20 protein-coding genes and 1 tRNA gene are annotated in these 20,128 nt (G+C 48.7%); 15 read left to right on the plus strand and 6 right to left on the minus strand.

The genetic code is table 11. The features are described 5' to 3' along the window. Positions 1-49 precede the first annotated feature (49 nt). The 3 genes from efeO (at position 50) to phoH (ending at position 3,986) form a co-directional block, all read left to right on the plus strand. Positions 50-1,177, plus strand: a complete 1,128-nt coding sequence (gene efeO / locus A7098_RS14530; protein ID WP_105280997.1) for an iron uptake system protein EfeO — start codon at positions 50-52, stop codon at positions 1,175-1,177. 5 nt (positions 1,178-1,182) lie between these two features. Then, a complete protein-coding gene (gene efeB / locus A7098_RS14535) occupies positions 1,183-2,454 on the plus strand; it encodes an iron uptake transporter deferrochelatase/peroxidase subunit (protein WP_105280998.1) in 1,272 nt (423 codons plus the stop codon). Positions 2,455-3,197: 743 nt separating this feature from the next. Then, positions 3,198-3,986 (plus strand): phosphate starvation-inducible protein PhoH, encoded by a 789-nt coding sequence (phoH, locus tag A7098_RS14545; RefSeq protein WP_000533536.1) that lies wholly within the window; start codon positions 3,198-3,200, stop codon positions 3,984-3,986. A gap of 195 nt (positions 3,987-4,181) precedes the next feature. Here the strand turns inward: phoH and A7098_RS14550 are convergent. Then, positions 4,182-4,269, minus strand: a tRNA-Ser gene (locus tag A7098_RS14550). A gap of 233 nt (positions 4,270-4,502) precedes the next feature. Between A7098_RS14550 and ghrA the strand changes: the two genes are divergently transcribed. From ghrA to A7098_RS14570, 4 genes are all read left to right on the plus strand, one after another. After that, complete coding sequence (ghrA, locus tag A7098_RS14555) at positions 4,503-5,441, plus strand: glyoxylate/hydroxypyruvate reductase GhrA (RefSeq protein WP_000351340.1); 939 nt, start codon at positions 4,503-4,505, stop codon at positions 5,439-5,441. Between the two features lie 54 nt (positions 5,442-5,495). Beyond that, the gene (locus A7098_RS14560; RefSeq protein WP_000283652.1) at positions 5,496-6,233 is read left to right on the plus strand and encodes a phosphatase; all 738 of its coding nucleotides are present in this window, start codon (positions 5,496-5,498) and stop codon (positions 6,231-6,233) included. A gap of 23 nt (positions 6,234-6,256) precedes the next feature. Further along, positions 6,257-6,811 carry a molecular chaperone YcdY gene (gene ycdY / locus A7098_RS14565; protein WP_001001898.1) on the plus strand — a complete coding sequence of 185 codons (555 nt, stop codon included), beginning with the start codon at positions 6,257-6,259 and terminating at the stop codon, positions 6,809-6,811. 101 nt (positions 6,812-6,912) lie between these two features. Then, on the plus strand, positions 6,913-7,404 hold the full coding sequence (locus tag A7098_RS14570; RefSeq protein ID WP_032147879.1) for a DUF1097 domain-containing protein: 492 nt from the start codon (positions 6,913-6,915) through the stop codon (positions 7,402-7,404). Between the two features lie 62 nt (positions 7,405-7,466). Here A7098_RS14570 and csgG read toward each other — a convergent pair whose 3' ends face one another. The 4 genes from csgG to csgD are packed head-to-tail and all read right to left on the minus strand — an operon-like array spanning position 7,467 to position 9,812. Further along, positions 7,467-8,300 carry a curli production assembly/transport protein CsgG gene (gene csgG, locus A7098_RS14575; RefSeq protein WP_001189336.1) on the minus strand — a complete coding sequence of 278 codons (834 nt, stop codon included), beginning with the start codon at positions 8,298-8,300 and terminating at the stop codon, positions 7,467-7,469. Between the two features lie 26 nt (positions 8,301-8,326). Then, positions 8,327-8,743 (minus strand): curli production assembly/transport protein CsgF, encoded by a 417-nt coding sequence (csgF, locus tag A7098_RS14580; RefSeq protein ID WP_001264078.1) that lies wholly within the window; start codon positions 8,741-8,743, stop codon positions 8,327-8,329. 24 nt (positions 8,744-8,767) lie between these two features. Further along, on the minus strand, positions 8,768-9,157 hold the full coding sequence (gene csgE, locus A7098_RS14585; protein WP_000833234.1) for a curli production assembly/transport protein CsgE: 390 nt from the start codon (positions 9,155-9,157) through the stop codon (positions 8,768-8,770). 4 nt (positions 9,158-9,161) lie between these two features. Continuing rightward, a complete protein-coding gene (gene csgD / locus A7098_RS14590; RefSeq protein WP_000481491.1) occupies positions 9,162-9,812 on the minus strand; it encodes a biofilm master transcriptional regulator CsgD in 651 nt (216 codons plus the stop codon). 756 nt (positions 9,813-10,568) lie between these two features. Here csgD and csgB point away from each other — a divergent pair. The 6 genes from csgB to clsC all read left to right on the plus strand — a co-directional run bounded on the left by csgB (position 10,569) and on the right by clsC (position 14,393). Continuing rightward, a complete protein-coding gene (gene csgB, locus A7098_RS14600; protein ID WP_010345644.1) occupies positions 10,569-11,024 on the plus strand; it encodes a curli minor subunit CsgB in 456 nt (151 codons plus the stop codon). A gap of 40 nt (positions 11,025-11,064) precedes the next feature. After that, the gene (csgA, locus tag A7098_RS14605) at positions 11,065-11,523 is read left to right on the plus strand and encodes a curli major subunit CsgA (RefSeq protein ID WP_000771421.1); all 459 of its coding nucleotides are present in this window, start codon (positions 11,065-11,067) and stop codon (positions 11,521-11,523) included. 58 nt (positions 11,524-11,581) lie between these two features. Continuing rightward, a complete protein-coding gene (csgC, locus tag A7098_RS14610; RefSeq protein WP_000992819.1) occupies positions 11,582-11,914 on the plus strand; it encodes a curli assembly chaperone CsgC in 333 nt (110 codons plus the stop codon). Positions 11,915-12,030: 116 nt separating this feature from the next. After that, a complete protein-coding gene (locus A7098_RS14615) occupies positions 12,031-12,342 on the plus strand; it encodes a type 1 fimbrial protein (RefSeq protein WP_000489603.1) in 312 nt (103 codons plus the stop codon). Positions 12,343-12,436: 94 nt separating this feature from the next. Then, positions 12,437-12,970: an O-acetyl-ADP-ribose deacetylase gene (ymdB, locus tag A7098_RS14620; protein ID WP_000842234.1), complete on the plus strand. Its 534-nt coding sequence runs from the start codon at positions 12,437-12,439 to the stop codon at positions 12,968-12,970. Beyond that, positions 12,912-14,393, plus strand: a complete 1,482-nt coding sequence (gene clsC, locus A7098_RS14625) for a cardiolipin synthase ClsC (protein WP_123056765.1) — start codon at positions 12,912-12,914, stop codon at positions 14,391-14,393. The genes ymdB and clsC overlap by 59 nt, the downstream gene beginning before the upstream one ends. A gap of 7 nt (positions 14,394-14,400) precedes the next feature. Here the strand turns inward: clsC and mdoC are convergent, their stop codons facing one another. Further along, positions 14,401-15,558, minus strand: coding sequence for a glucans biosynthesis protein MdoC (gene mdoC, locus A7098_RS14630; RefSeq protein ID WP_105281000.1), 1,158 nt, complete (start codon positions 15,556-15,558; stop codon positions 14,401-14,403). A 392-nt stretch (positions 15,559-15,950) separates the two neighbouring features. Here mdoC and mdoG point away from each other — a divergent pair, with 392 nt between their 5' ends. Then, the gene (gene mdoG, locus A7098_RS14640; protein ID WP_077629659.1) at positions 15,951-17,486 is read left to right on the plus strand and encodes a glucans biosynthesis protein MdoG; all 1,536 of its coding nucleotides are present in this window, start codon (positions 15,951-15,953) and stop codon (positions 17,484-17,486) included. Further along, positions 17,479-20,022: a glucans biosynthesis glucosyltransferase MdoH gene (mdoH, locus tag A7098_RS14645; protein ID WP_071995174.1), complete on the plus strand. Its 2,544-nt coding sequence runs from the start codon at positions 17,479-17,481 to the stop codon at positions 20,020-20,022. Before mdoG ends, mdoH begins: the two co-directional genes overlap by 8 nt. Positions 20,023-20,128 lie beyond the last annotated feature (106 nt).

The raw sequence follows: 20,128 nt of genomic DNA on the forward strand, positions 1-20,128 counted from the left end.
ACGCAAACTCTTGCTTAGTTACAACATACTTTAAAGGGATAGTCTCGTCATGACCATTAACTTCCGTCGTAGCGCACTGCAATTAAGCGTGGCTGCGCTGTTCTCTTCTGCTTTTATGGCTAACGCCGCCGATATTCCGCAAGTCAAAGTGACCGTGACGGATAAGCAGTGCGAACCAATGACTATTACGGTTAACGCCGGGAAAACGCAGTTTATCATTCAGAACCACAGTCAGAAGGCGCTGGAGTGGGAGATCCTCAAAGGCGTGATGGTGGTGGAAGAGCGGGAAAATATCGCCCCTGGTTTTAGCCAGAAAATGACGGCGAATTTACAGCCTGGTGAATACGATATGACCTGCGGTCTGCTGACTAACCCGAAAGGGAAGTTGATCGTCAAAGGCGAGGCGACAGCGGATGCGGCGCAAAGTGATGCACTGTTAAGCCTCGGCGGTGCAATTACCGCATATAAGGCGTATGTCATGGCGGAAACCACGCAGCTGGTGACCGACACTAAAGCCTTTACCGACGCCATTAAAGCGGGCGATATCGAAAAAGCGAAAGCACTGTATGCACCGACGCGCCAGCACTATGAGCGCATTGAACCGATCGCTGAACTGTTCTCCGATCTGGATGGCAGCATTGACGCCCGTGAGGATGATTATGAGCAAAAAGCCGCCGACCCAAAATTCACCGGTTTCCACCGTCTGGAAAAAGCCTTGTTTGGCGACAACACCACCAAAGGAATGGATCAGTACGCTGACCAGCTTTATACCGATGTGGTTGATTTGCATAAACGCATCAGTGAACTGGCTTTCCCACCTTCAAAAGTAGTCGGCGGCGCAGCGGGACTGATTGAGGAAGTGGCAGCCAGCAAAATTAGCGGTGAAGAAGATCGCTACAGCCACACCGATCTGTGGGATTTCCAGGCTAACGTTGAAGGCTCGCAGAAAATTGTCGATCTGCTGCGTCCACAACTGCAAAAAGCCAACCCGGAACTGCTGGTAAAAGTCGATGCCAACTTCAAAAAGGTCGATACCATTCTGGCGAAATACCGTACCAAAGACGGTTTTGAAACCTACGACAAATTGACCGATGCCGACCGTAACGCGCTAAAAGGCCCGATTACCGCGCTGGCGGAAGATCTGGCGCAACTTCGTGGTGTGCTGGGGCTGGACTAAGCATTATGCAGTATGAAAATGAAAACGGCGTGAATGAACCCTCGCGCCGACGTTTACTGAAAGGGATTGGTGCGCTGGCACTGGCGGGAAGTTGTCCGGTCGCTCATGCACAAAAAGCGCAAAGTGCACCGGGCACGCTTTCACCGGATGCACGCAATGAGAAACAGCCGTTTTATGGTGAGCATCAGGCAGGGATCCTGACGCCACAACAGGCCGCAATGATGCTGGTGGCGTTTGATGTGCTTGCCAGCGATAAACCCGATCTTGAACGGTTGTTTCGCTTGTTGACTCAGCGTTTTGCTTTTCTGACTCAGGGCGGAGCGGCACCAGAAACGCCAAATCCGCGCCTGCCGCCACTCGATTCCGGCATTCTCGGCGGCTACATTGCGCCCGATAATCTCACCATCACGTTGTCTGTTGGTTACTCGTTGTTTGATGAACGGTTTGGCCTTGCGCCGCAGATGCCGAAAAAGTTGCAGAAGATGACGCGTTTCCCCAACGACTCGCTTGATGCAGCGTTATGTCATGGTGATGTGTTGCTACAGATTTGCGCCAACACCCAGGATACGGTGATCCATGCGCTGCGCGATATCATTAAACACACGCCGGATTTGCTCAGCGTGCGCTGGAAGCGGGAAGGGTTTATTTCCGATCATGCGGCGCGAAGTAAAGGCAAAGATACGCCAATTAATTTGCTGGGCTTCAAAGACGGCACTGCTAATCCCGACAGCCATAATGCGAAGTTGATGCAAAAAGTGGTGTGGGTCACGGCAGATCAGCAGGAACCTGCCTGGACCATCGGCGGCAGCTACCAGGCGGTGCGGTTGATTCAGTTTCGGGTGGAGTTTTGGGACAGAACGCCACTGAAAGAACAGCAGACGATTTTTGGTCGTGATAAGCAAACCGGTGCTCCGCTGGGAATGCAGCACGAGCATGATGTGCCCGATTACGCCAGCGATCCTGAAGGTAAGGTGATTGCGCTGGACAGCCATATCCGGCTGGCGAATCTGCGCACGCCAGAGAGTGAGTCCAGCCTGATGTTGCGCCGTGGCTACAGTTATTCACTGGGCGTCACCAACTCCGGGCAACTGGATATGGGGCTACTGTTCGTTTGCTACCAACACGATCTGGAAAAGTGCTTTCTGACAGTACAAAAAAGACTGAATGGCGAGGCGCTGGAGGAATACGTCAAACCTATCGGTGGCGGTTATTTCTTTGCATTGCCAGGGGTGAAGGACACGAACGATTATCTCGGAAGCGCATTATTGCGGGTTTAATGTTTTTAGGCGGATAGGCGTTTACGCCGCATCCGACGTTCGTGCGCTGATGCCTGATGCGATGCTTGCGCATCTTATCAGGCCTACAATCGGTGCCGGATCGGTAGGCAGGATAAGGCGTTTACGCCGCATCCGGCATTCGTGCGCTGGTGCCTGATGCGATGCTTGCGCATCTTATCAGGCCTACAATCGGTGCCGGATCGGTAGGCAGAATAAGGCGTTCACGCCGCATCCGGCAAGCACAAGGCTCATTTTACCAGCAAACGCGAATCCTGCTGAAAGTACACAGCTTTTACCATCACTGTCATCACTCTGTCATCTTTCCAGTAGAAGCTAATGCCATCTAAATGGTGCTTTGTGGTTAAATATAAGTAAATATATTGTTGCAACAAATGCGAAAACTGTTGTACTTATTAAGTAACAGCGGTAGTTCCCGGCAGTGATAGTCAGTCACTATGGAGATCGCGGATGGTAACGTCCTGTACTGGACAATGTTTTGTTAAGCAACGCTCCACCACTCGCGGAGATTTCTCCTCCGGTAGTCATCTCGTCACTCTGTATTTTTACCCACTTCCTTTCTTTATTCGTGTTACCGACGCCTTTAACGGTGCGCGTAGCCGTTTTCGGTGTTATTTCCAAAAGCAAACTATGGCTTACAAGGAAGCCAACCCTCTGATGTTCGTGCGCATAATCGCGCTGCCAACGGCGCGTGTGATGAATACAAACAACTCAAGGTGCTCTCCATGGGAAGACAAAAAGCAGTGATCAAAGCTCGTCGCGAGGCAAAACGTGTGCTGAGACGGGATTCGCGCAGCCATAAACAGCGTGAAGAAGAATCGGTCACCTCGCTTGTGCAGATGAGCGGCGTAGAAGCCATTGGCATGGCTCGCGACAGTCGCGATACCTCGCCAATCCTCGCGCGAAATGAAGCGCAATTGCACTATCTGAAGGCTATTGAGAGTAAGCAACTGATATTCGCCACGGGCGAAGCCGGGTGTGGTAAAACCTGGATCAGTGCGGCAAAAGCGGCAGAAGCCCTGATACATAAGGATGTCGACAGGATTATCGTCACCCGTCCTGTTCTGCAAGCCGATGAAGATCTTGGCTTCTTACCTGGAGATATTGCAGAAAAGTTTGCTCCTTATTTTCGTCCGGTCTACGACGTGCTGGTTCGGCGGTTGGGCGCTTCCTTTATGCAATACTGCCTGCGGCCGGAGATAGGGAAGGTCGAAATCGCGCCGTTCGCCTATATGCGTGGACGTACATTTGAAAATGCGGTCGTCATTCTTGATGAGGCGCAGAATGTGACTGCCGCACAAATGAAAATGTTTTTAACCCGTCTGGGGGAGAACGTGACGGTTATTGTTAACGGAGATATTACACAGTGCGATTTACCTCGCGGTGTGCGCTCCGGCTTAAGTGACGCGCTGGAACGTTTCGAAGAAGATGAAATGGTCGGGATTGTCCGATTCGGTAAAGAGGATTGCGTACGTTCGGCACTTTGCCAACGTACGCTACATGCCTATAGTTGAGAGTTTTAATGGTACAAAGCCCTGGCGTGGAGTGCACCCCAAAAGTTGGACACCCAACTGAGTAAGGTGCAGTCCACTCACTGCGTTCGCGGACTGTCGCCAGTTGTCGAACCCCTGTCGGGGCTTCTCATCCCCCCGGTGCGTGCAATATGCGAAAAAAAAGCCCGTACTTACGTACGGGCTCTTCTTAAAAGATGGCGGTGAGGGGGGGATTCGAACCCCCGATACGTTGCCGTATACACACTTTCCAGGCGTGCTCCTTCAGCCACTCGGACACCTCACCAAATTGTCGTTCCTGTCTTGCTGGAACGGGCGCTAATTTAGGGAAATCACGGCCTGAGGTCAACAAACTTTTTTAAAAAATAGCGCGTTTATTCAAACTTCAATCAATCTGCGCTTTTAGTAAGCAGAGTTTGCTTTTTTTGCCACCGGTAGTGGATTTGTTATGCTGAGGTGCTTTGTAGATCATAATGATAAGTGCGGGTAAATTCCGCACAACCGCTTTCGGGAGTCAGTATGGATATCATTTTTTATCATCCTGTGTTCGATACCGCCTGGTGGATTGATGCGCTGGGTAAAGCTATTCCTCAGGCCAGAGTCAGAGCATGGAAAACCGGTGATAATCATCCTGCGGATTATGCTTTGGTCTGGCATCCGCCTGTTGAAATGTTGGCAGGTCGTGACCTTAAGGCCGTGTTCGCATTGGGTGCCGGTGTTGATTCGATTTTGAGTAAATTACAGACGTACCCTGAAATGCTGAAACCGTCTATTCCGCTTTTTCGTCTGGAAGATACCGGTATGGGCGAGCAAATGCAGGAATATGCTGTCAGTCAGGTGCTCCATTGGTTCAGACGTTTTGACGATTATCGAGCGCAGCAAAATGCTTCGTTTTGGCAACCTCTGCCTGAGTATCAACGGGAAGATTTTACTATCGGCATCCTGGGGGCTGGCGTATTAGGCAGTAAAGTCGCACAGAGCTTGCAGACCTGGCGTTTTCCGCTGCGTTGCTGGAGCCGTAGCCATAAAAGCTGGCCCGGTGTACAAAGTTTTGCCGGAACTGAAGAGTTGGGCAAATTTTTGAGTCAATGTCGTGTATTAATTAATCTGTTACCGAATACGCCTGAAACCGTCGGCATTATTAATCAACAATTATTAGAAAAATTACCGGATGGCGCATATCTCCTCAACCTGGCGCGTGGCGTTCATGTGGTAGAAGATGACCTGCTTGCGGCGCTGGATAGCGGTAAAGTTAAAGCGGCGATGCTGGATGTTTTTAATCGTGAACCTTTACCGCCTGAAAGTCCGCTCTGGCAACATCCACGCGTGACAATAACACCACATGTTGCAGCCATTACCCGACCCGTTGAAGCGGTGGAGTACATTGCTCGCGCCATTACACAACTCGAAAAAGGGAAGACGGTCAGCGGACAAGTCGACCGTGTACGAGGCTACTAATAAACCATACGGATTCCTGCTATCCTTGGCGGGAATTGAATACAGGAGAGAGTTATGTATCCCGTCGACCTTCATATGCATACCGTTGCCAGTACACATGCATATAGCACATTAAGTGATTACATTGCCCAGGCCAAACAGAAAGGCATTAAACTTTTTGCGATCACCGATCATGGCCCTGATATGGAAGATGCACCGCATCACTGGCACTTCATTAATATGCGTATCTGGCCGCGAGTCGTCGATGGGGTGGGGATCCTGCGTGGCATCGAAGCCAATATCAAAAATATTGATGGTGAAATTGATTGCAGCGGCAAAATGTTTGACTCGCTGGATCTGATCATTGCTGGTTTTCATGAACCGGTTTTTGCGCCGCATGATGAAGCTACGAATACTCAGGCCATGATTGCCGCGATGGCGAGTGGGCATGTGCACGTGGTTAGCCATCCCGGAAATCCACGATATCCAATTGATTTTAAAGCTGTTGCTGAAGCTGCTGCTAAGTATCAGGTGGCGCTGGAAATCAATAACTCCTCATTCTTACATTCGCGTAAGGGCAGTGAAGATAACTGCCGTGCGGTTGCCGCTGCGGTGCGCGATGCCGGAGGTTGGGTCGCGTTAGGATCGGATTCTCATACCGCTTTTACCATGGGCGATTTTGAAGAATGCCGTAAGATCCTCGACGCAGTGGATTTTCCGGAAGAGAGAATATTGAATGTTTCGCCACGCCGTTTGCTGAATTTCCTTGAATCTCGCGGCATGGCGCCGATTGCGGAATTTGCTGATCTTTAATTGCTATTAACGGAAATAAATTAATGAACGAGTTTTCTATCCTGTGTCGTGTGCTGGGTTCGCTCTATTACCGTCAACCGCAGGATCCTTTACTGGTTCCGCTGTTTACCTTAATTCGTGAAGGGAAACTGGCGGCGAACTGGCCGCTGGAACAGGATGAATTGCTGGCGCGTTTGCAGAAAAGCTGTGATATGGCGCAAGTTTCTGCCGATTACAATGCATTATTCGTCGGTGATGAATGCGCAGTTTCACCTTATCGCAGCACCTGGGTTGAGGGCGCTACAGAAACAGAAGTCCGTACTTTCCTTTCCGAACGCGGGATGCCGTTAGCGGATACGCCAGCCGATCACATCGGTACTTTGCTGCTGGCCGCTTCCTGGCTGGAAGATCAGTCAACAGAGGATGAAAGCGAAGCTCTGGAAACACTGTTTAGCGAGTATCTGTTGCCCTGGTGCGGCGCATTTCTCGGTAAAGTTGAGGCTCATGCGACTACACCGTTCTGGCGCACCATGGCACCGCTAACCCGCGATGCAATCAGCGCAATGTGGGATGAACTTGAGGAAGAATCAGAGGAATAAATGTGATCGGAATCACTCATTACTGCAATCTATATATAGCTGTTGCATAAAATGTGTGCTCGATCTCATTCATAGTCGCGTTTTCTGCTATCATGCGCGGCATGAACATACTTCTCTCTATTGCAATCACAACAGGCATTCTCTCCGGTATCTGGGGCTGGGTGGCTGTTTCCCTTGGCTTACTTAGCTGGGCAGGTTTCCTGGGCTGTACGGCCTACTTTGCCTGTCCGCAAGGTGGGCTAAAAGGGCTGGCTATTTCCGCTGCAACACTGCTTAGCGGCGTGGTGTGGGCGATGGTTATTATTTACGGCAGTGCTCTGGCACCACATCTGGAAATTCTCGGTTATGTCATAACCGGTATTGTCGCTTTTCTGATGTGTATTCAGGCGAAACAGGTATTGTTGTCGTTTGTTCCGGGGACGTTTATTGGCGCATGTGCGACGTTTGCCGGGCAAGGGAACTGGAAGCTGGTGCTACCTTCGCTGGCGCTTGGGCTGGTGTTTGGTTACGCAATGAAAAACAGCGGTCTTTGGCTGGCGGCGCGCAGTGCTAAGTCCGCTCACCGTGAGCAACAAGTCAAAAATAAAGCGTGAGGAGCACTCACGCTTTAGATTGAATCGTAAAGGGCCGGAATAAACTCCGGCTTTTTTATGTATCAGGATTCCGGTGGTACTGATAAGTGACGGTATTTCACCAGAATGTCATTCTGCCGCTCTGATTTATTCTGTAAATCCCACAAGCCACGGTCGATGCCGTCGTTAATCAGGAAGATAACGCCTGTTTCGATGGCGGACATTAGACAGAGCATAACCGGTTCGTTAGAGGTATAACCCACTTCCCCTTCCAGTAACCGCTGGTAGTCAATAAAGCGGAAGACACCCGCCTGGACTTCATAGGAAAGGATCGTCTTACTGGTGTTCACCGAAGAGAGGATCTCACCGGTACTTACATTGACGACGCGCAGGTTCACGGCAATCTGATCAAGTTGGTATTGCGTATCTGCACCAATACCAAAATATCTCGCCCCAACACCGCCCGATTTGACGTTGCTTTCATAACCAATAATAGAGCCTTCAACCATGATATTGGCTGCGGTCAACGATTGAAGCGGGATTCGGTTGTTTACCGCGACAGTGCCGTTTTCCTGTGCCGCACGAATAATCTTGCGTTCGTTGAGCAGGTTTTGTAAGCCCTGACGTTCCAGCGGTATAAACCAGCGAGAATCTTTCAATGCCGTGACCAGCATCGCAGTGGCGCTTTGCGGAACAGCAGTGGAGAAGTTACTCGCCGGGTAGGGTTTAAATTGCCCGGTTTCGTCCTGAATGTTGTATACCGAAACAAAGATCTTACCCGTTGGCGCTGGCAGGTGGGTCAAATCTTTGTAGCTCTGGGCACGAGGCATTAATGTCGGTCTGGCGGCTTCTTTAGGTGGGGCGGTTAAGCATCCGCTCAGCAACATGACGGCAACCAAAACAAATAAGCGCTGCATGATTATTTTCCTTATGAAGCTGGGGCTTAAAAATCGGTTGAGTTATTTTGTAAACCCGAAACCTGGATGGTCGAGGTTTGTCCTGTCTTGCGATCCGTCACATTCAACTGCAATTGACCATCGCGGTTGGCAATATCAACAATATATTCATTGGTCACCATTCTCCCTGGCTGACCCGTGTTAATATTCGACAACAGTCCACCTAAAATTTGGGACTGAATGGCCTGAGTAAAGTTATCTAACGCTGATGGCGTTTCAATACCAAAGTCATCGTCATAGCTCGGATCTTTATACGAGTTCTGCGCCTGGGCACTATTTAATAAAAAAGCGCCGTTATTCGGGTTACCACCAAAGTTTGGATTGCGGAACTGGAAAGTCATATTTCCTGCCCAACTTAATGGTGAAATAAGCATGAGTAGAACTACTGCATGTTTGACACGCATTGCAGCCTCCGAACAATTTTTTATTTAAAATTCATCATGCGCCAAATCGCCCGTACTCAATAACGCCTGATTTATCTGGCGACGATTTAGTGCTTCTTCAGTTTGAATCAGTGCAAAGACAACAGTTTTCTCGAAGTCTCTTTTCAATGGGAATAAAAATGTCTGGAAAATAACGTCCTGATTCACCGTTATTGTGATCCAGCTTCCCCATCGTGCACTGGGTCTTTCATTAATTGTTAAGTTACCGGTGTAGTCACTTTCCCATTTATCACTAAAGGCACGGTAAAAATCATGGCCAATAGAGGAAACAGTATGGTCAGTTAACAATCCCGGTACTTCTACTTCAACGGCGTGAACATTTCCCGCAGCGAAGAGAAGTTCTACTGCTACAATCCAGCATAAATAACGTTTCATGGCTTTATCGCCTGAGGTTATCGTTTGCCCATGAGACCGCTTGTGTTCGGTTTTTAACTGCTATCTTTTTGAAAAGATTATAAAGATGCGTTTTTACCGTGTTTTCGCTGATGAACAGCGAACGAGCAATCTCGTTATTGGAGGCGCCGATACGCAGCTTATTAAGGATCTCTTTTTCCCTATGAGTAAGGAGGGCAGATTCCGTGCTGTTATAACGATAGTTACCGGAATGTGTAATCAAGTAACTGGCAAGCTTTTGCGTAAAGTAGCATTCACCACGTAAGACGCCTTGCAACCCATTGACTACGCGTTCTTGATCCTCCATGGCGTAAAAAACACCATTGATATGCGGCCAGTTTTCAATGTCGCGGTACGGGTAATCATCTGGAGTATTTAACAACAGCGTTTTAATGTTGTTGTGTTTTCTGCTTAATGTATCCTGCCAGTAATGAATGAGCTTTTTATCTGCTTCCATCATATCCAACAGAATAATGCAGCCAGAAGATATATCGTCCAGAGAACGTTGAATATTATGCAGTTTTCCTGTGATTGCCAGCGATTGTTTTAAATGCTGCAATAACGCGGTCGCCTGCAAAGAAGGTTTAGTGATCAACAGTAATGTATGACCATGAATACTATGGACTTCATTAAACATGATGAAACCCCGCTTTTTTTATTAATCGCACACCTGACAGCTGCCTTTATAAAATAGAGGCACCAGAAGTACTGACAGATGTTGCACTGCTGTGTGTAGTAATAAATCAACCCTAAATGGGTAAAATATAAAACTAATGGATTACATCTGATTTCAATCTAGCCATTACAAATCTTAAATCAAGTGTTAAACGTGTAACAAAATGTAATCTGGAATTTTAAAATGTTAACACGGCGTGGTTGTGGAGTTTAGAATTGATAGAAAAGTTGTACATATGGCTTTTATTGCACAATTTTAAAAAGTCATACAAATTACGCTAAGTCCATAATTATCCATATAAAAATTATTTTCACATAGTTCTTTTGTCGTGTGAAAATTTCTTACTTTCTCTGATGTTGCCCATGGACAATTTTTTGCCGTAAAAAGACGATGTTTGTCACGGCTTGTCAAACAGACATATCGACGTAATCTTCGCGAATCATGAAGGAAGGCTGACTGTCGATTTTTTGCTGTCAAAAAACGGTACTTTAAAAGAAAACAAAATAATTTTTGCGTAAATAACAGCGTATTTGCGCGAGTTTTAATACTTTGGTATGAACAAAAAAAGCAAAATACAACGCGCGGGTGAGTTATTAAAAATATTTCCGCAGACATACTTTCCATCGTAACGCAGCGTTAACAAAAAACGGTTTGCGTTAACAACCAAGTTGAAATGATTTAATTTCTTAAATGTACGACCAGGTCCAGGGTGACAACATGAAAAACAAATTGTTATTTGTGATGTTAACAATACTGGGTGCGCCTGGGATTGCAGCCGCAGCAGGTTATGATTTAGCTAATTCAGAATATAACTTAGCGGTAAATGAATTGAGTAAGTCTTCATTTAATCAGGCAGCCATAGTTGGTCAAGCTGGTACTAATAATAGTGCACAGTTACGGCAGGGAGGCTCAAAACTTTTGTCGGTTGTTTCGCAAGAGGGTAATAGCAACCGGGCAAAGATTGACCAGACAGGAGATTATAACCTTGCATATATTGATCAGGCGGGCAATGCCAACGATGCCAGTATTTCGCAAGGCGCATATGGTAATACTGCAATGATTATCCAGAAAGGTTCTGGTAATAAAGCAAATATTACGCAGCATGGTACTCAAAAAACGGCAATTGTAGTGCAGAGACAGTCGCAAATGGCTATTCGCGTGACACAACGTTAATTTCCATTCGACTTTTAAATCAATCCGATGGGGGTTTTACATGAAACTTTTAAAAGTAGCAGCAATTGCAGCAATCGTATTCTCCGGTAGCGCTCTGGCAGGTTCTATTCCTCAGTACGGCGGTGGCGGCGGCAACCACGGTGGTGGCGGCAATAACAGCGGCCCGAATTCAGAGCTGAATATTTATCAGTACGGTGGCGGTAACTCTGCTGTTGCATTGCAGGCTGATGCCCGCAACTCTGATCTGACTATTACCCAGCACGGCGGCGGTAACGGCGCAGACGTAGGACAAGGTTCTGATGACAGCTCAATTGAACTGACCCAGCGTGGCTTCGGTAACAGCGCCACTCTTGATCAGTGGAACGGTAAAAACTCTGAAATGACTGTTAAACAGTTCGGTGGTGGCAACGGTGCAGCAGTTGACCAGACTGCATCTAACTCCAGCGTCAACGTAACTCAGGTTGGCTTTGGTAACAACGCGACCGCTCATCAGTACTAATACAGAATTTGTATGACAGAAACAGGGCGCAAGCCCTGTTTTTTTTCGGGAGAATAGTATGAACGCGTTATTACTTCTCGCGGCACTTTCCAGCCAGATAACCTTTAATACAACCCAGCAAGGTGACATGTACACCATTATTCCTGAAGTTACTCTTACGCAATCATGCTTGTGCCGGGTTCAGATATTGTCACTACGCGAAGGCAGTTCGGGACAAAGTCAGACGAAGCAAGAAAAGACCCTTTCATTACCCGCTAATCAACCCATTGCCTTGACGAAGTTGAGTTTAAATATTTCCCCGGACGATCGGGTGAAAATAGTTGTTACGGTTTCTGATGGACAGTCACTTCATTTATCACAACAATGGCCGCCCTCTTCAGGAAAGTCTTAATGTATTAATAGTTGAGCATAAAACGAGCCGGAAGAGAACGGTCTGATGCGAATCGACCAACCTGAAAGCATGGATAACCCCCTCAAGGATGATTAATCATTGAGGAAACAGAATAGATGTTCAGACCGTTGTTAAACTCCCTTATGCTCGGCAGCCTGGTTTTTCCTTTCTTTGCAACAGCGGAAAGCAATGCGCAAGGTGGCGTGATTCATTTTTATGGTCAAATCGTGGAACCCTCGTGTGACGTGAGCTCCCTGCAAACGCCAGTTGAAATGACCTGTATGCAAAATGGTCCAGTACAGAGCAAAACGTATTCCAGCAAAGAGTTAATGAGTGGCAAAGTTAAAAATGCGCAAATTGCCTCAGTAAAAGTGCAGTATCTTGATGAGCAGAAAAAGCTGGCTGTGATGAACATCGAATATAACTAAGTTTCTGAACTACTCACGTTGCTGACAAGAAAAATGCGATTTACCTAAAAACACTGCTGTACACTTAAGAAACAAGAGGGTGTAAGGAGGCGTTATGAAATCGCGTATTCATGTTGTGCAGGGTGATATTACTAAACTAGCCGTTGATGTTATTGTTAATGCGGCTAATCCGTCATTAATGGGGGGCGGCGGCGTTGATGGCGCTATTCATCGCGCAGCCGGCCCGGCGTTGCTGGATGCCTGTTTGAAAGTTCGCCAGCAACAGGGCGATTGCCCCACGGGACATGCAGTGATTACTCTTGCGGGCGATCTCCCTGCCAAAGCTGTTGTGCATACCGTTGGGCCTGTCTGGCGCGGTGGCGAACAAAACGAAGACCAGTTATTGCAGGATGCCTATCTCAATAGTCTACGACTGGTAGCGGCGAACGGCTATGCGACAGTGGCATTTCCTGCCATCAGCACCGGCGTTTATGGTTACCCGCGTGCTGCAGCGGCTGAAATAGCAGTAAAAACCGTTTCAGAATTTATTACCCGTCACGCTTTGCCTGAGCAGGTATACTTTGTCTGTTATGATGCAGAAAATGCCCACCTCTACGAAAGACTCCTTACCCAACAAGGAGATGAATGATTTGCCCCGGCTGGCGAGCGCGGTGCTGCCGCTGTGCTCGCAACATCCTGGGCAGTGCGGCATTTTCCCCCTTGATAAAAGTCTGGATGCGTTTGCTGCACGATATCGTCTGGCAGAAATGGCGGAGCATACGCTGGATGTTCAGTATTACATCTGGCAGGACGATATGTCGGGGCGATTGCTGTTTTCGGCTCTGTTAGCCGCAGCGAAGCGTGGCGTTCGCGTCCGTTTGCTGCTGGATGACAATAATACTCCCGGTCTTGATGATATTTTACGCTTGCTCGATAGTCACCCGCGTATTGAAGTTCGACTTTTCAATCCTTTCTCTTTTCGCTTGTTACGTCCGCTTGGTTATATCACCGATTTTTCCCGCCTCAATCGTCGTATGCACAATAAAAGTTTTACCGTCGATGGCGTGGTAACGCTGGTGGGCGGGCGCAACGTTGGCGATGCCTATTTCGGCGCGGGAGAAGAGCCACTTTTTTCAGATTTAGATGTCCTGGCAATAGGGCCGGTTGTTGAGGATGTTGCCGATGATTTTGCCCGCTACTGGTATTGCAAATCAGTTTCACCGTTGCAGCAGGTGCTGGATGTTCCCGATGGCGAAATGGCTGACCGTATTGAGCTACCTGCGTCCTGGTACAACGACACCGAGACACATCGCTATTTGTGCAAAATGGAGTTAAGTCCGTTTATAAATCAACTGGTTGACGGAACATTGCCGCTTATCTGGGCAAGAACGCGTTTATTAAGTGATGATCCGGCAAAAGGGGAGGGCAAGGCAAAACGGCATTCACTGTTACCGCAGCGCCTGTTCGATATCATGGGCTCCCCCAGCGAACGTATTGATATTATCTCTTCCTATTTTGTGCCAACGCGCGCGGGAGTGGCGCAGCTTTTACGAATGGTCAGAAAAGGGGTCAGGATAGCTATCTTAACCAATTCACTTGCCGCTAACGATGTCGCTGTCGTTCATGCCGGGTATGCTCGCTGGCGCAAAAAATTGCTCCGCTATGGCGTTGAGTTATATGAACTGAAACCGACGCGGGAACAAAGCAGCACGTTGCACGATCGCGGTATAACTGGTAATTCCGGCGCAAGCCTTCATGCTAAAACATTCAGTGTCGATGGCAAAATAGTGTTTATTGGCTCATTCAATTTCGATCCGCGTTCAACGCTGCTCAATACTGAAATGGGCTTCGTGATAGAGAGCGAAACGCTGGCACAATTAATCGATAAACGCTTTATTCAGAGCCAGTATGATGCGGCCTGGCAGCTCCGTCTGGATCGGTGGGGACGAATCAACTGGGTCGATCGCCATGGGAAGGAGGAAATTATTCTCAAAAAAGAACCCGCCACCAGTTTCTGGAAGCGGGTTATGGTCAGACTGGCGTCAATATTGCCCGTTGAATGGTTATTGTAAGTATGGTTTAGCGAGCTGGCGCTTTGTCATTCTCGCGTTTTACGATCGGTTTGCCGGAGAACAAAAACTTCAACAACGGAATGCGTAAATGAATTTCGTACAGAATTATCGCAATCCCTACCACAAATATCAGACCGCAGAGGAAACCCAGCAGATTTGATGTAATGTGCGGAGTGATGTAAGCACCGAAAAAGAGCGTTAACGGGTGGTGAACCAGATAAATAAATAGCGACGCGTTTACAAAATAGGTTACCCGCGCTGACTGGAAATTAAGCAAACGGTGGCCAAAGGAGAAGACCACATTCACCATCCACAGGCCGAGCACCATCGTGATCACTGACTCGGTTTCATACATCCAGGCATCGCCGCTGCCGTAGCGTTGATTGAGCAAATAAGCAACAAATGCCAGTGCTGCCGCGAGAGTGCATCCACGAGACGGTGTGGTAAACAAGGCTTTTAGATTAGGAAAAATGAAAGCCAGCGCACCGAGAATAAAGAACGGCATATAAAACAGCGTCTGCATGAAAATAAAATTGAACATGCCATCGCTTAAAATGGGTGGATAAACGATAAATAGCGTTCTTCTTATTGCTGCATAGCCAGTTCCCAGACAGAAAAATAGTATCGATAGCTTAACCATCGAGAAAGTTTTATTTGTTTTATCTGAATTTTCTAAATTATTTCTTATTCGTTTAAATATCCACACGCAAAGTGTCGTCATAACGACCAACACCAGTAAAAACCACAGGTGTGAAATTAACTCCCAGGCCAGAGTATTATATTTGTCATACAATGATAGCCCAGGCCAGCTTTCCGCTTTGCCCTTGACATATTGCAGCATAATGAATTGCGGCAAGGTGAGCAGGGGAATAGCCGTTAACATCGGGATCCCTACGCGTTCAACGCGCACTTTCCACCATTTTTTCAACGGGTAGCGCAAAAACAGCATGTAGGAAAAATATCCGGAAATAACGAAAAATACCTGCATACGGAAGGCGTGGATGAAATCGTTAAAAAGCGTCAGCCACCATGACGGTTCTGCGCTATTCACATGCCAGGTGTGGCTTGAATAGATTAAAGAAATATGAAAAGGGATCCCTAACAACATCAACCATGCGCGGATGGAGTCGAGGAAATATTCACGCTGCGCGGGTACTGGATTCATATATGGTTAACTAATCTCGGATTTTTCGTCTTATCCCCGCCGGGTAATGCCTTTAGGCTTTTGCCGTAACGACACTGACCTGCTGCATGAGGTGCAGGCTTCAAATGTGTTTTTGCGCGGCATAGCCGCAATCACTAACCAAAATGGAAGCGCCTGTAAGACGGTTGATAAATAAATTTGCCGGCAAACCCTACACGAACTCGCTCCTTCTGTCTTTAGGATAAGCACGGAAAGTGAAAACGGTTGCAATCAGGTGCTTAATCCATGAGCCGGCGCGCTGAATAATACCGGGATTCTGTTGTCGGAATGGCTGGTTATCCATTAAAATAGATCGGATCGATATAAGCACACAAAGGGGGAAGTGCTTACTTATTATGAAACATAAACTACAAATGATGAAAATGCGTTGGTTGAGTGCTGCAGTAATGTTAACCCTGTATACATCATCAAGCTGGGCCTTCAGCATTGACGATGTCGCAAAGCAAGCTCAATCCTTAGCCGGGAAAGGCTATGAGGCGCCTAAAAGTAACTTGCCCTCCGTTTTCCGCGACATGAAATACGCGGACTATCAACAGATCCAGTTTAATCATGACAAAGCATACTGGAACAATCTGAAGACCCCATTCAAGCTCGAGTTCTACCATCAGGGTATGTACTTCGACACACCGGTCAAAATAAATGAAGTCACTGCAACGGCAGTAAAAAGAATCAAATACAGCCCGGATTATTTCACTTTCGGCGATGTTCAGCATGACAAAGACACGGTAAAAGACCTTGGTTTTGCCGGTTTTAAAGTGCTTTACCCGATCAACAGCAAAGATAAAAATGATGAAATCGTTAGCATGCTCGGGGCCAGCTATTTCCGCGTGATTGGCGCAGGTCAGGTTTACGGTCTTTCTGCCCGAGGCCTGGCTATTGATACCGCTTTGCCATCAGGTGAAGAATTTCCACGCTTTAAGGAGTTCTGGATCGAGCGTCCAAAACCGACCGATAAGCGTTTAACGATTTATGCGTTGCTTGATTCGCCGCGTGCGACAGGCGCTTACAAGTTCGTTGTTATGCCGGGACGTGACACGGTTGTTGATGTGCAATCGAAAATCTACCTGCGCGATAAAGTCGGCAAACTGGGCGTTGCGCCGTTAACCAGTATGTTCCTGTTCGGGCCGAACCAGCCATCTCCGGCGAATAATTATCGTCCGGAATTGCACGACTCCAACGGTCTGTCTATCCATGCTGGTAACGGTGAGTGGATCTGGCGTCCGCTAAACAACCCGAAACATCTGGCGATCAGCAGCTTCTCGATGGAAAACCCGCAAGGCTTCGGTCTGTTGCAGCGCGGCCGCGATTTCTCCCGCTTTGAAGATCTCGACGATCGTTACGATCTCCGTCCAAGCGCGTGGGTGACACCGAAAGGGGAGTGGGGCAAAGGCAGCGTTGAGCTGGTGGAAATTCCAACCAACGATGAAACCAACGATAACATCGTCGCTTACTGGACGCCGGATCAGTTACCGGAACCAGGTAAAGAGATGAACTTTAAATACACCATTACTTTCAGCCGTGATGAAGACAAACTTCACGCGCCTGATAACGCTTGGGTGCAGCAGACGCGTCGTTCAACGGGGGATGTGAAGCAGTCGAACCTGATTCGACAGCCTGACGGCACTATCGCTTTTGTGGTCGATTTTACTGGCGCAGAGATGAAAAAACTGCCAGAGAATACACCGGTCACTGCACAAACCAGCATTGGCGATAATGGTGAGATTGTAGAAAGCACGGTGCGCTATAACCCGGTCACCAAAGGCTGGCGTCTGGTAATGCGTGTGAAAGTGAAAGATGCCAAGAAAACCACTGAAATGCGTGCTGCCCTGGTGAATGCCGATCAAACGTTGAGTGAAACCTGGAGCTACCAGTTACCTGCCAATGAATAAGACAACCGAGTACATTGACGCAATGCCCATCTCCGCAAGCGAGAAAGCGGCATTGCCGAAGACTGATATCCGCGCTGTTCATCAGGCGCTGGATGCTGAACACCGAACCTGGGCGCGAGAGGATGACTCCCCGCAAGGGTCGGTAAAAGCACGTCTGGAACAAGCCTGGCCAGATTCACTCGCTGATGGACAGTTAATTCAAGACGACGAAGGGCGCGATCAGCTTAAGGCAATGCCGAAAGCAAAACGTTCTTCTATGTTCCCCGATCCGTGGCGTACTAACCCGGTTGGTCGTTTCTGGGATCGTCTGCGTGGGCGCGATGTGACGCCGCGCTATCTGGCGCGATTGACCAAAGAAGAGCAGGAGAGCGAGCAAAAGTGGCGTACCGTCGGCACCATCCGTCGTTACATCCTGCTTCTTCTCACTCTGGCGCAAACCGTCGTCGCTACCTGGTATATGAAGACCATTCTGCCTTATCAGGGGTGGGCGCTGATTAATCCAGTTGATATGGTCGATCAGGATTTGTGGGTTTCCTTTATGCAGCTTCTGCCTTACATGCTGCAAACCGGTATTCTGATCCTCTTCGCTGTTCTTTTCTGCTGGGTGTCAGCCGGTTTCTGGACGGCGTTGATGGGCTTCCTGCAACTGCTTATTGGTCGCGATAAATACAGTATTTCCGCTTCAACCGTTGGCGATGAACCGTTAAATCCGGAGCATCGCACAGCATTGATCATGCCTATCTGTAACGAAGACGTGAATCGCGTTTTTGCAGGTCTGCGTGCAACGTGGGAATCCGTGAAAGCGACTGGTAATGCCAAACACTTTGATGTTTATATCCTGAGTGACAGCTACAACCCGGACATCTGTGTGGCAGAACAAAAAGCCTGGATGGAGCTGATCGCCGAAGTGCAGGGCGAAGGCCAGATTTTCTATCGCCGTCGCCGCCGTCGCGTGAAGCGTAAAAGCGGTAACATTGACGATTTCTGCCGTCGCTGGGGTAGCCAGTACAGCTACATGGTGGTGCTGGATGCGGACTCGGTGATGACCGGTGATTGTTTGTGCGGTCTGGTGCGCCTGATGGAAGCCAACCCGAACGCCGGGATTATCCAGTCGTCGCCGAAAGCGTCTGGTATGGATACGCTATATGCACGTTGCCAACAGTTTGCGACCCGTGTCTATGGGCCATTGTTCACTGCCGGCTTGCATTTCTGGCAGCTCGGCGAGTCGCACTACTGGGGGCATAATGCGATTATCCGCGTGAAACCGTTTATCGAGCACTGCGCGCTGGCGCCGCTGCCTGGTGAAGGATCATTTGCGGGTTCAATCCTTTCGCACGACTTCGTGGAAGCCGCACTGATGCGCCGTGCAGGCTGGGGGGTATGGATTGCTTACGATCTCCCTGGCTCTTATGAAGAACTGCCGCCTAACCTGCTTGACGAGTTAAAACGTGATCGCCGTTGGTGCCATGGTAACCTGATGAACTTCCGTTTGTTCCTGGTTAAAGGGATGCACCCGGTTCACCGCGCGGTGTTCCTGACGGGCGTGATGTCTTATCTTTCCGCACCGCTGTGGTTTATGTTCCTTGCGCTCTCTACCGCATTGCAGGTCGTGCACGCGCTGACCGAACCGCAATACTTCCTGCAACCACGGCAGTTATTCCCGGTCTGGCCACAGTGGCGTCCTGAACTGGCGATTGCGCTGTTTGCCTCGACGATGGTGCTGCTGTTCCTGCCGAAGTTGTTGAGTATTTTGCTTATTTGGTGCAAAGGGACTAAAGAGTATGGCGGCTTCTGGCGAGTTACGTTATCGCTGCTGTTAGAAGTGCTGTTCTCCGTGCTGTTGGCGCCAGTGCGTATGTTGTTCCATACGGTATTCGTGGTTAGCGCCTTCCTTGGCTGGGAAGTGGTGTGGAATTCCCCGCAACGTGATGACGACTCTACCTCCTGGGGCGAAGCGTTTAAACGCCACGGCTCACAGTTGCTGCTGGGGTTAGTGTGGGCGGTCGGTATGGCGTGGCTGGATCTGCGTTTCCTGTTCTGGCTGGCACCGATTGTCTTCTCGCTGATTCTGTCACCGTTTGTTTCGGTGATCTCCAGCCGTACAACCGTTGGGCTGCGCACGAAACGCTGGAAACTGTTCCTGATCCCGGAAGAGTATTCACCGCCTCAGGTACTGATCGATACCGATCGTTTCCTTGAGATGAACCGTCAACGTTCTCTCGACGATGGCTTTATGCATGCAGTGTTTAATCCGTCGTTTAACGCTCTGGCAACGGCAATGGCCACTGCGCGTCACCGCGCCAGTAAGGTGCTGGAAATCGCCCGTGACCGCCATGTTGAACAGGCGCTGAACGAGACGCCAGAGAAGCTGAATCGCGATCGTCGTCTGGTGCTGCTAAGCGATCCGGTGACGATGGCTCGTTTGCATTTCCGCGTCTGGAATTCCCCGGAGAGATATTCTTCATGGGTGAGTTACTACGAAGGGATAAAGTTGAATCCACTGGCATTGCGTAAACCGGATGCGGCTTCGCAATAAAAGTGTAGATACCTGCAATATATTGAATTTGCAAGGTTTCGTAGGCCGGGTAAGGCGTTCATGCCGCATCCGGCAAAAACAACAAGCATTTTGTCAGCAATAAAAA

The sequence above is a fragment of the Escherichia sp. MOD1-EC7011 genome (assembly GCF_002965005.1).
Taxonomy (GTDB): Bacteria; Pseudomonadota; Gammaproteobacteria; order Enterobacterales; family Enterobacteriaceae; genus Escherichia; species Escherichia ruysiae.

Coding starts and splice junctions, on each gene's coding strand:
- mdoC (WP_105281000.1), bottom strand. CDS start 15,558: ATGAATCCAGTACCCGCGCAGCGTGAATATTTCCTCGACTCCATCCGC.
- csgB (WP_010345644.1), top strand. CDS start 10,569: ATGAAAAACAAATTGTTATTTGTGATGTTAACAATACTGGGTGCGCCT.
- csgF (WP_001264078.1), bottom strand. CDS start 8,743: ATGCGTGTCAAACATGCAGTAGTTCTACTCATGCTTATTTCACCATTA.
- phoH (WP_000533536.1), top strand. CDS start 3,198: ATGGGAAGACAAAAAGCAGTGATCAAAGCTCGTCGCGAGGCAAAACGT.
- ymdB (WP_000842234.1), top strand. CDS start 12,437: ATGAAATCGCGTATTCATGTTGTGCAGGGTGATATTACTAAACTAGCC.
- csgC (WP_000992819.1), top strand. CDS start 11,582: ATGAACGCGTTATTACTTCTCGCGGCACTTTCCAGCCAGATAACCTTT.
- csgG (WP_001189336.1), bottom strand. CDS start 8,300: ATGCAGCGCTTATTTGTTTTGGTTGCCGTCATGTTGCTGAGCGGATGC.
- csgE (WP_000833234.1), bottom strand. CDS start 9,157: ATGAAACGTTATTTATGCTGGATTGTAGCAGTAGAACTTCTCTTCGCT.
- A7098_RS14570 (WP_032147879.1), top strand. CDS start 6,913: ATGAACATACTTCTCTCTATTGCAATCACAACAGGCATTCTCTCCGGT.
- efeB (WP_105280998.1), top strand. CDS start 1,183: ATGCAGTATGAAAATGAAAACGGCGTGAATGAACCCTCGCGCCGACGT.
- A7098_RS14615 (WP_000489603.1), top strand. CDS start 12,031: ATGTTCAGACCGTTGTTAAACTCCCTTATGCTCGGCAGCCTGGTTTTT.
- clsC (WP_123056765.1), top strand. CDS start 12,912: ATGATGCAGAAAATGCCCACCTCTACGAAAGACTCCTTACCCAACAAG.
- ghrA (WP_000351340.1), top strand. CDS start 4,503: ATGGATATCATTTTTTATCATCCTGTGTTCGATACCGCCTGGTGGATT.
- efeO (WP_105280997.1), top strand. CDS start 50: ATGACCATTAACTTCCGTCGTAGCGCACTGCAATTAAGCGTGGCTGCG.
- csgA (WP_000771421.1), top strand. CDS start 11,065: ATGAAACTTTTAAAAGTAGCAGCAATTGCAGCAATCGTATTCTCCGGT.
- csgD (WP_000481491.1), bottom strand. CDS start 9,812: ATGTTTAATGAAGTCCATAGTATTCATGGTCATACATTACTGTTGATC.
- A7098_RS14560 (WP_000283652.1), top strand. CDS start 5,496: ATGTATCCCGTCGACCTTCATATGCATACCGTTGCCAGTACACATGCA.
- ycdY (WP_001001898.1), top strand. CDS start 6,257: ATGAACGAGTTTTCTATCCTGTGTCGTGTGCTGGGTTCGCTCTATTAC.
- mdoG (WP_077629659.1), top strand. CDS start 15,951: ATGATGAAAATGCGTTGGTTGAGTGCTGCAGTAATGTTAACCCTGTAT.
- mdoH (WP_071995174.1), top strand. CDS start 17,479: ATGAATAAGACAACCGAGTACATTGACGCAATGCCCATCTCCGCAAGC.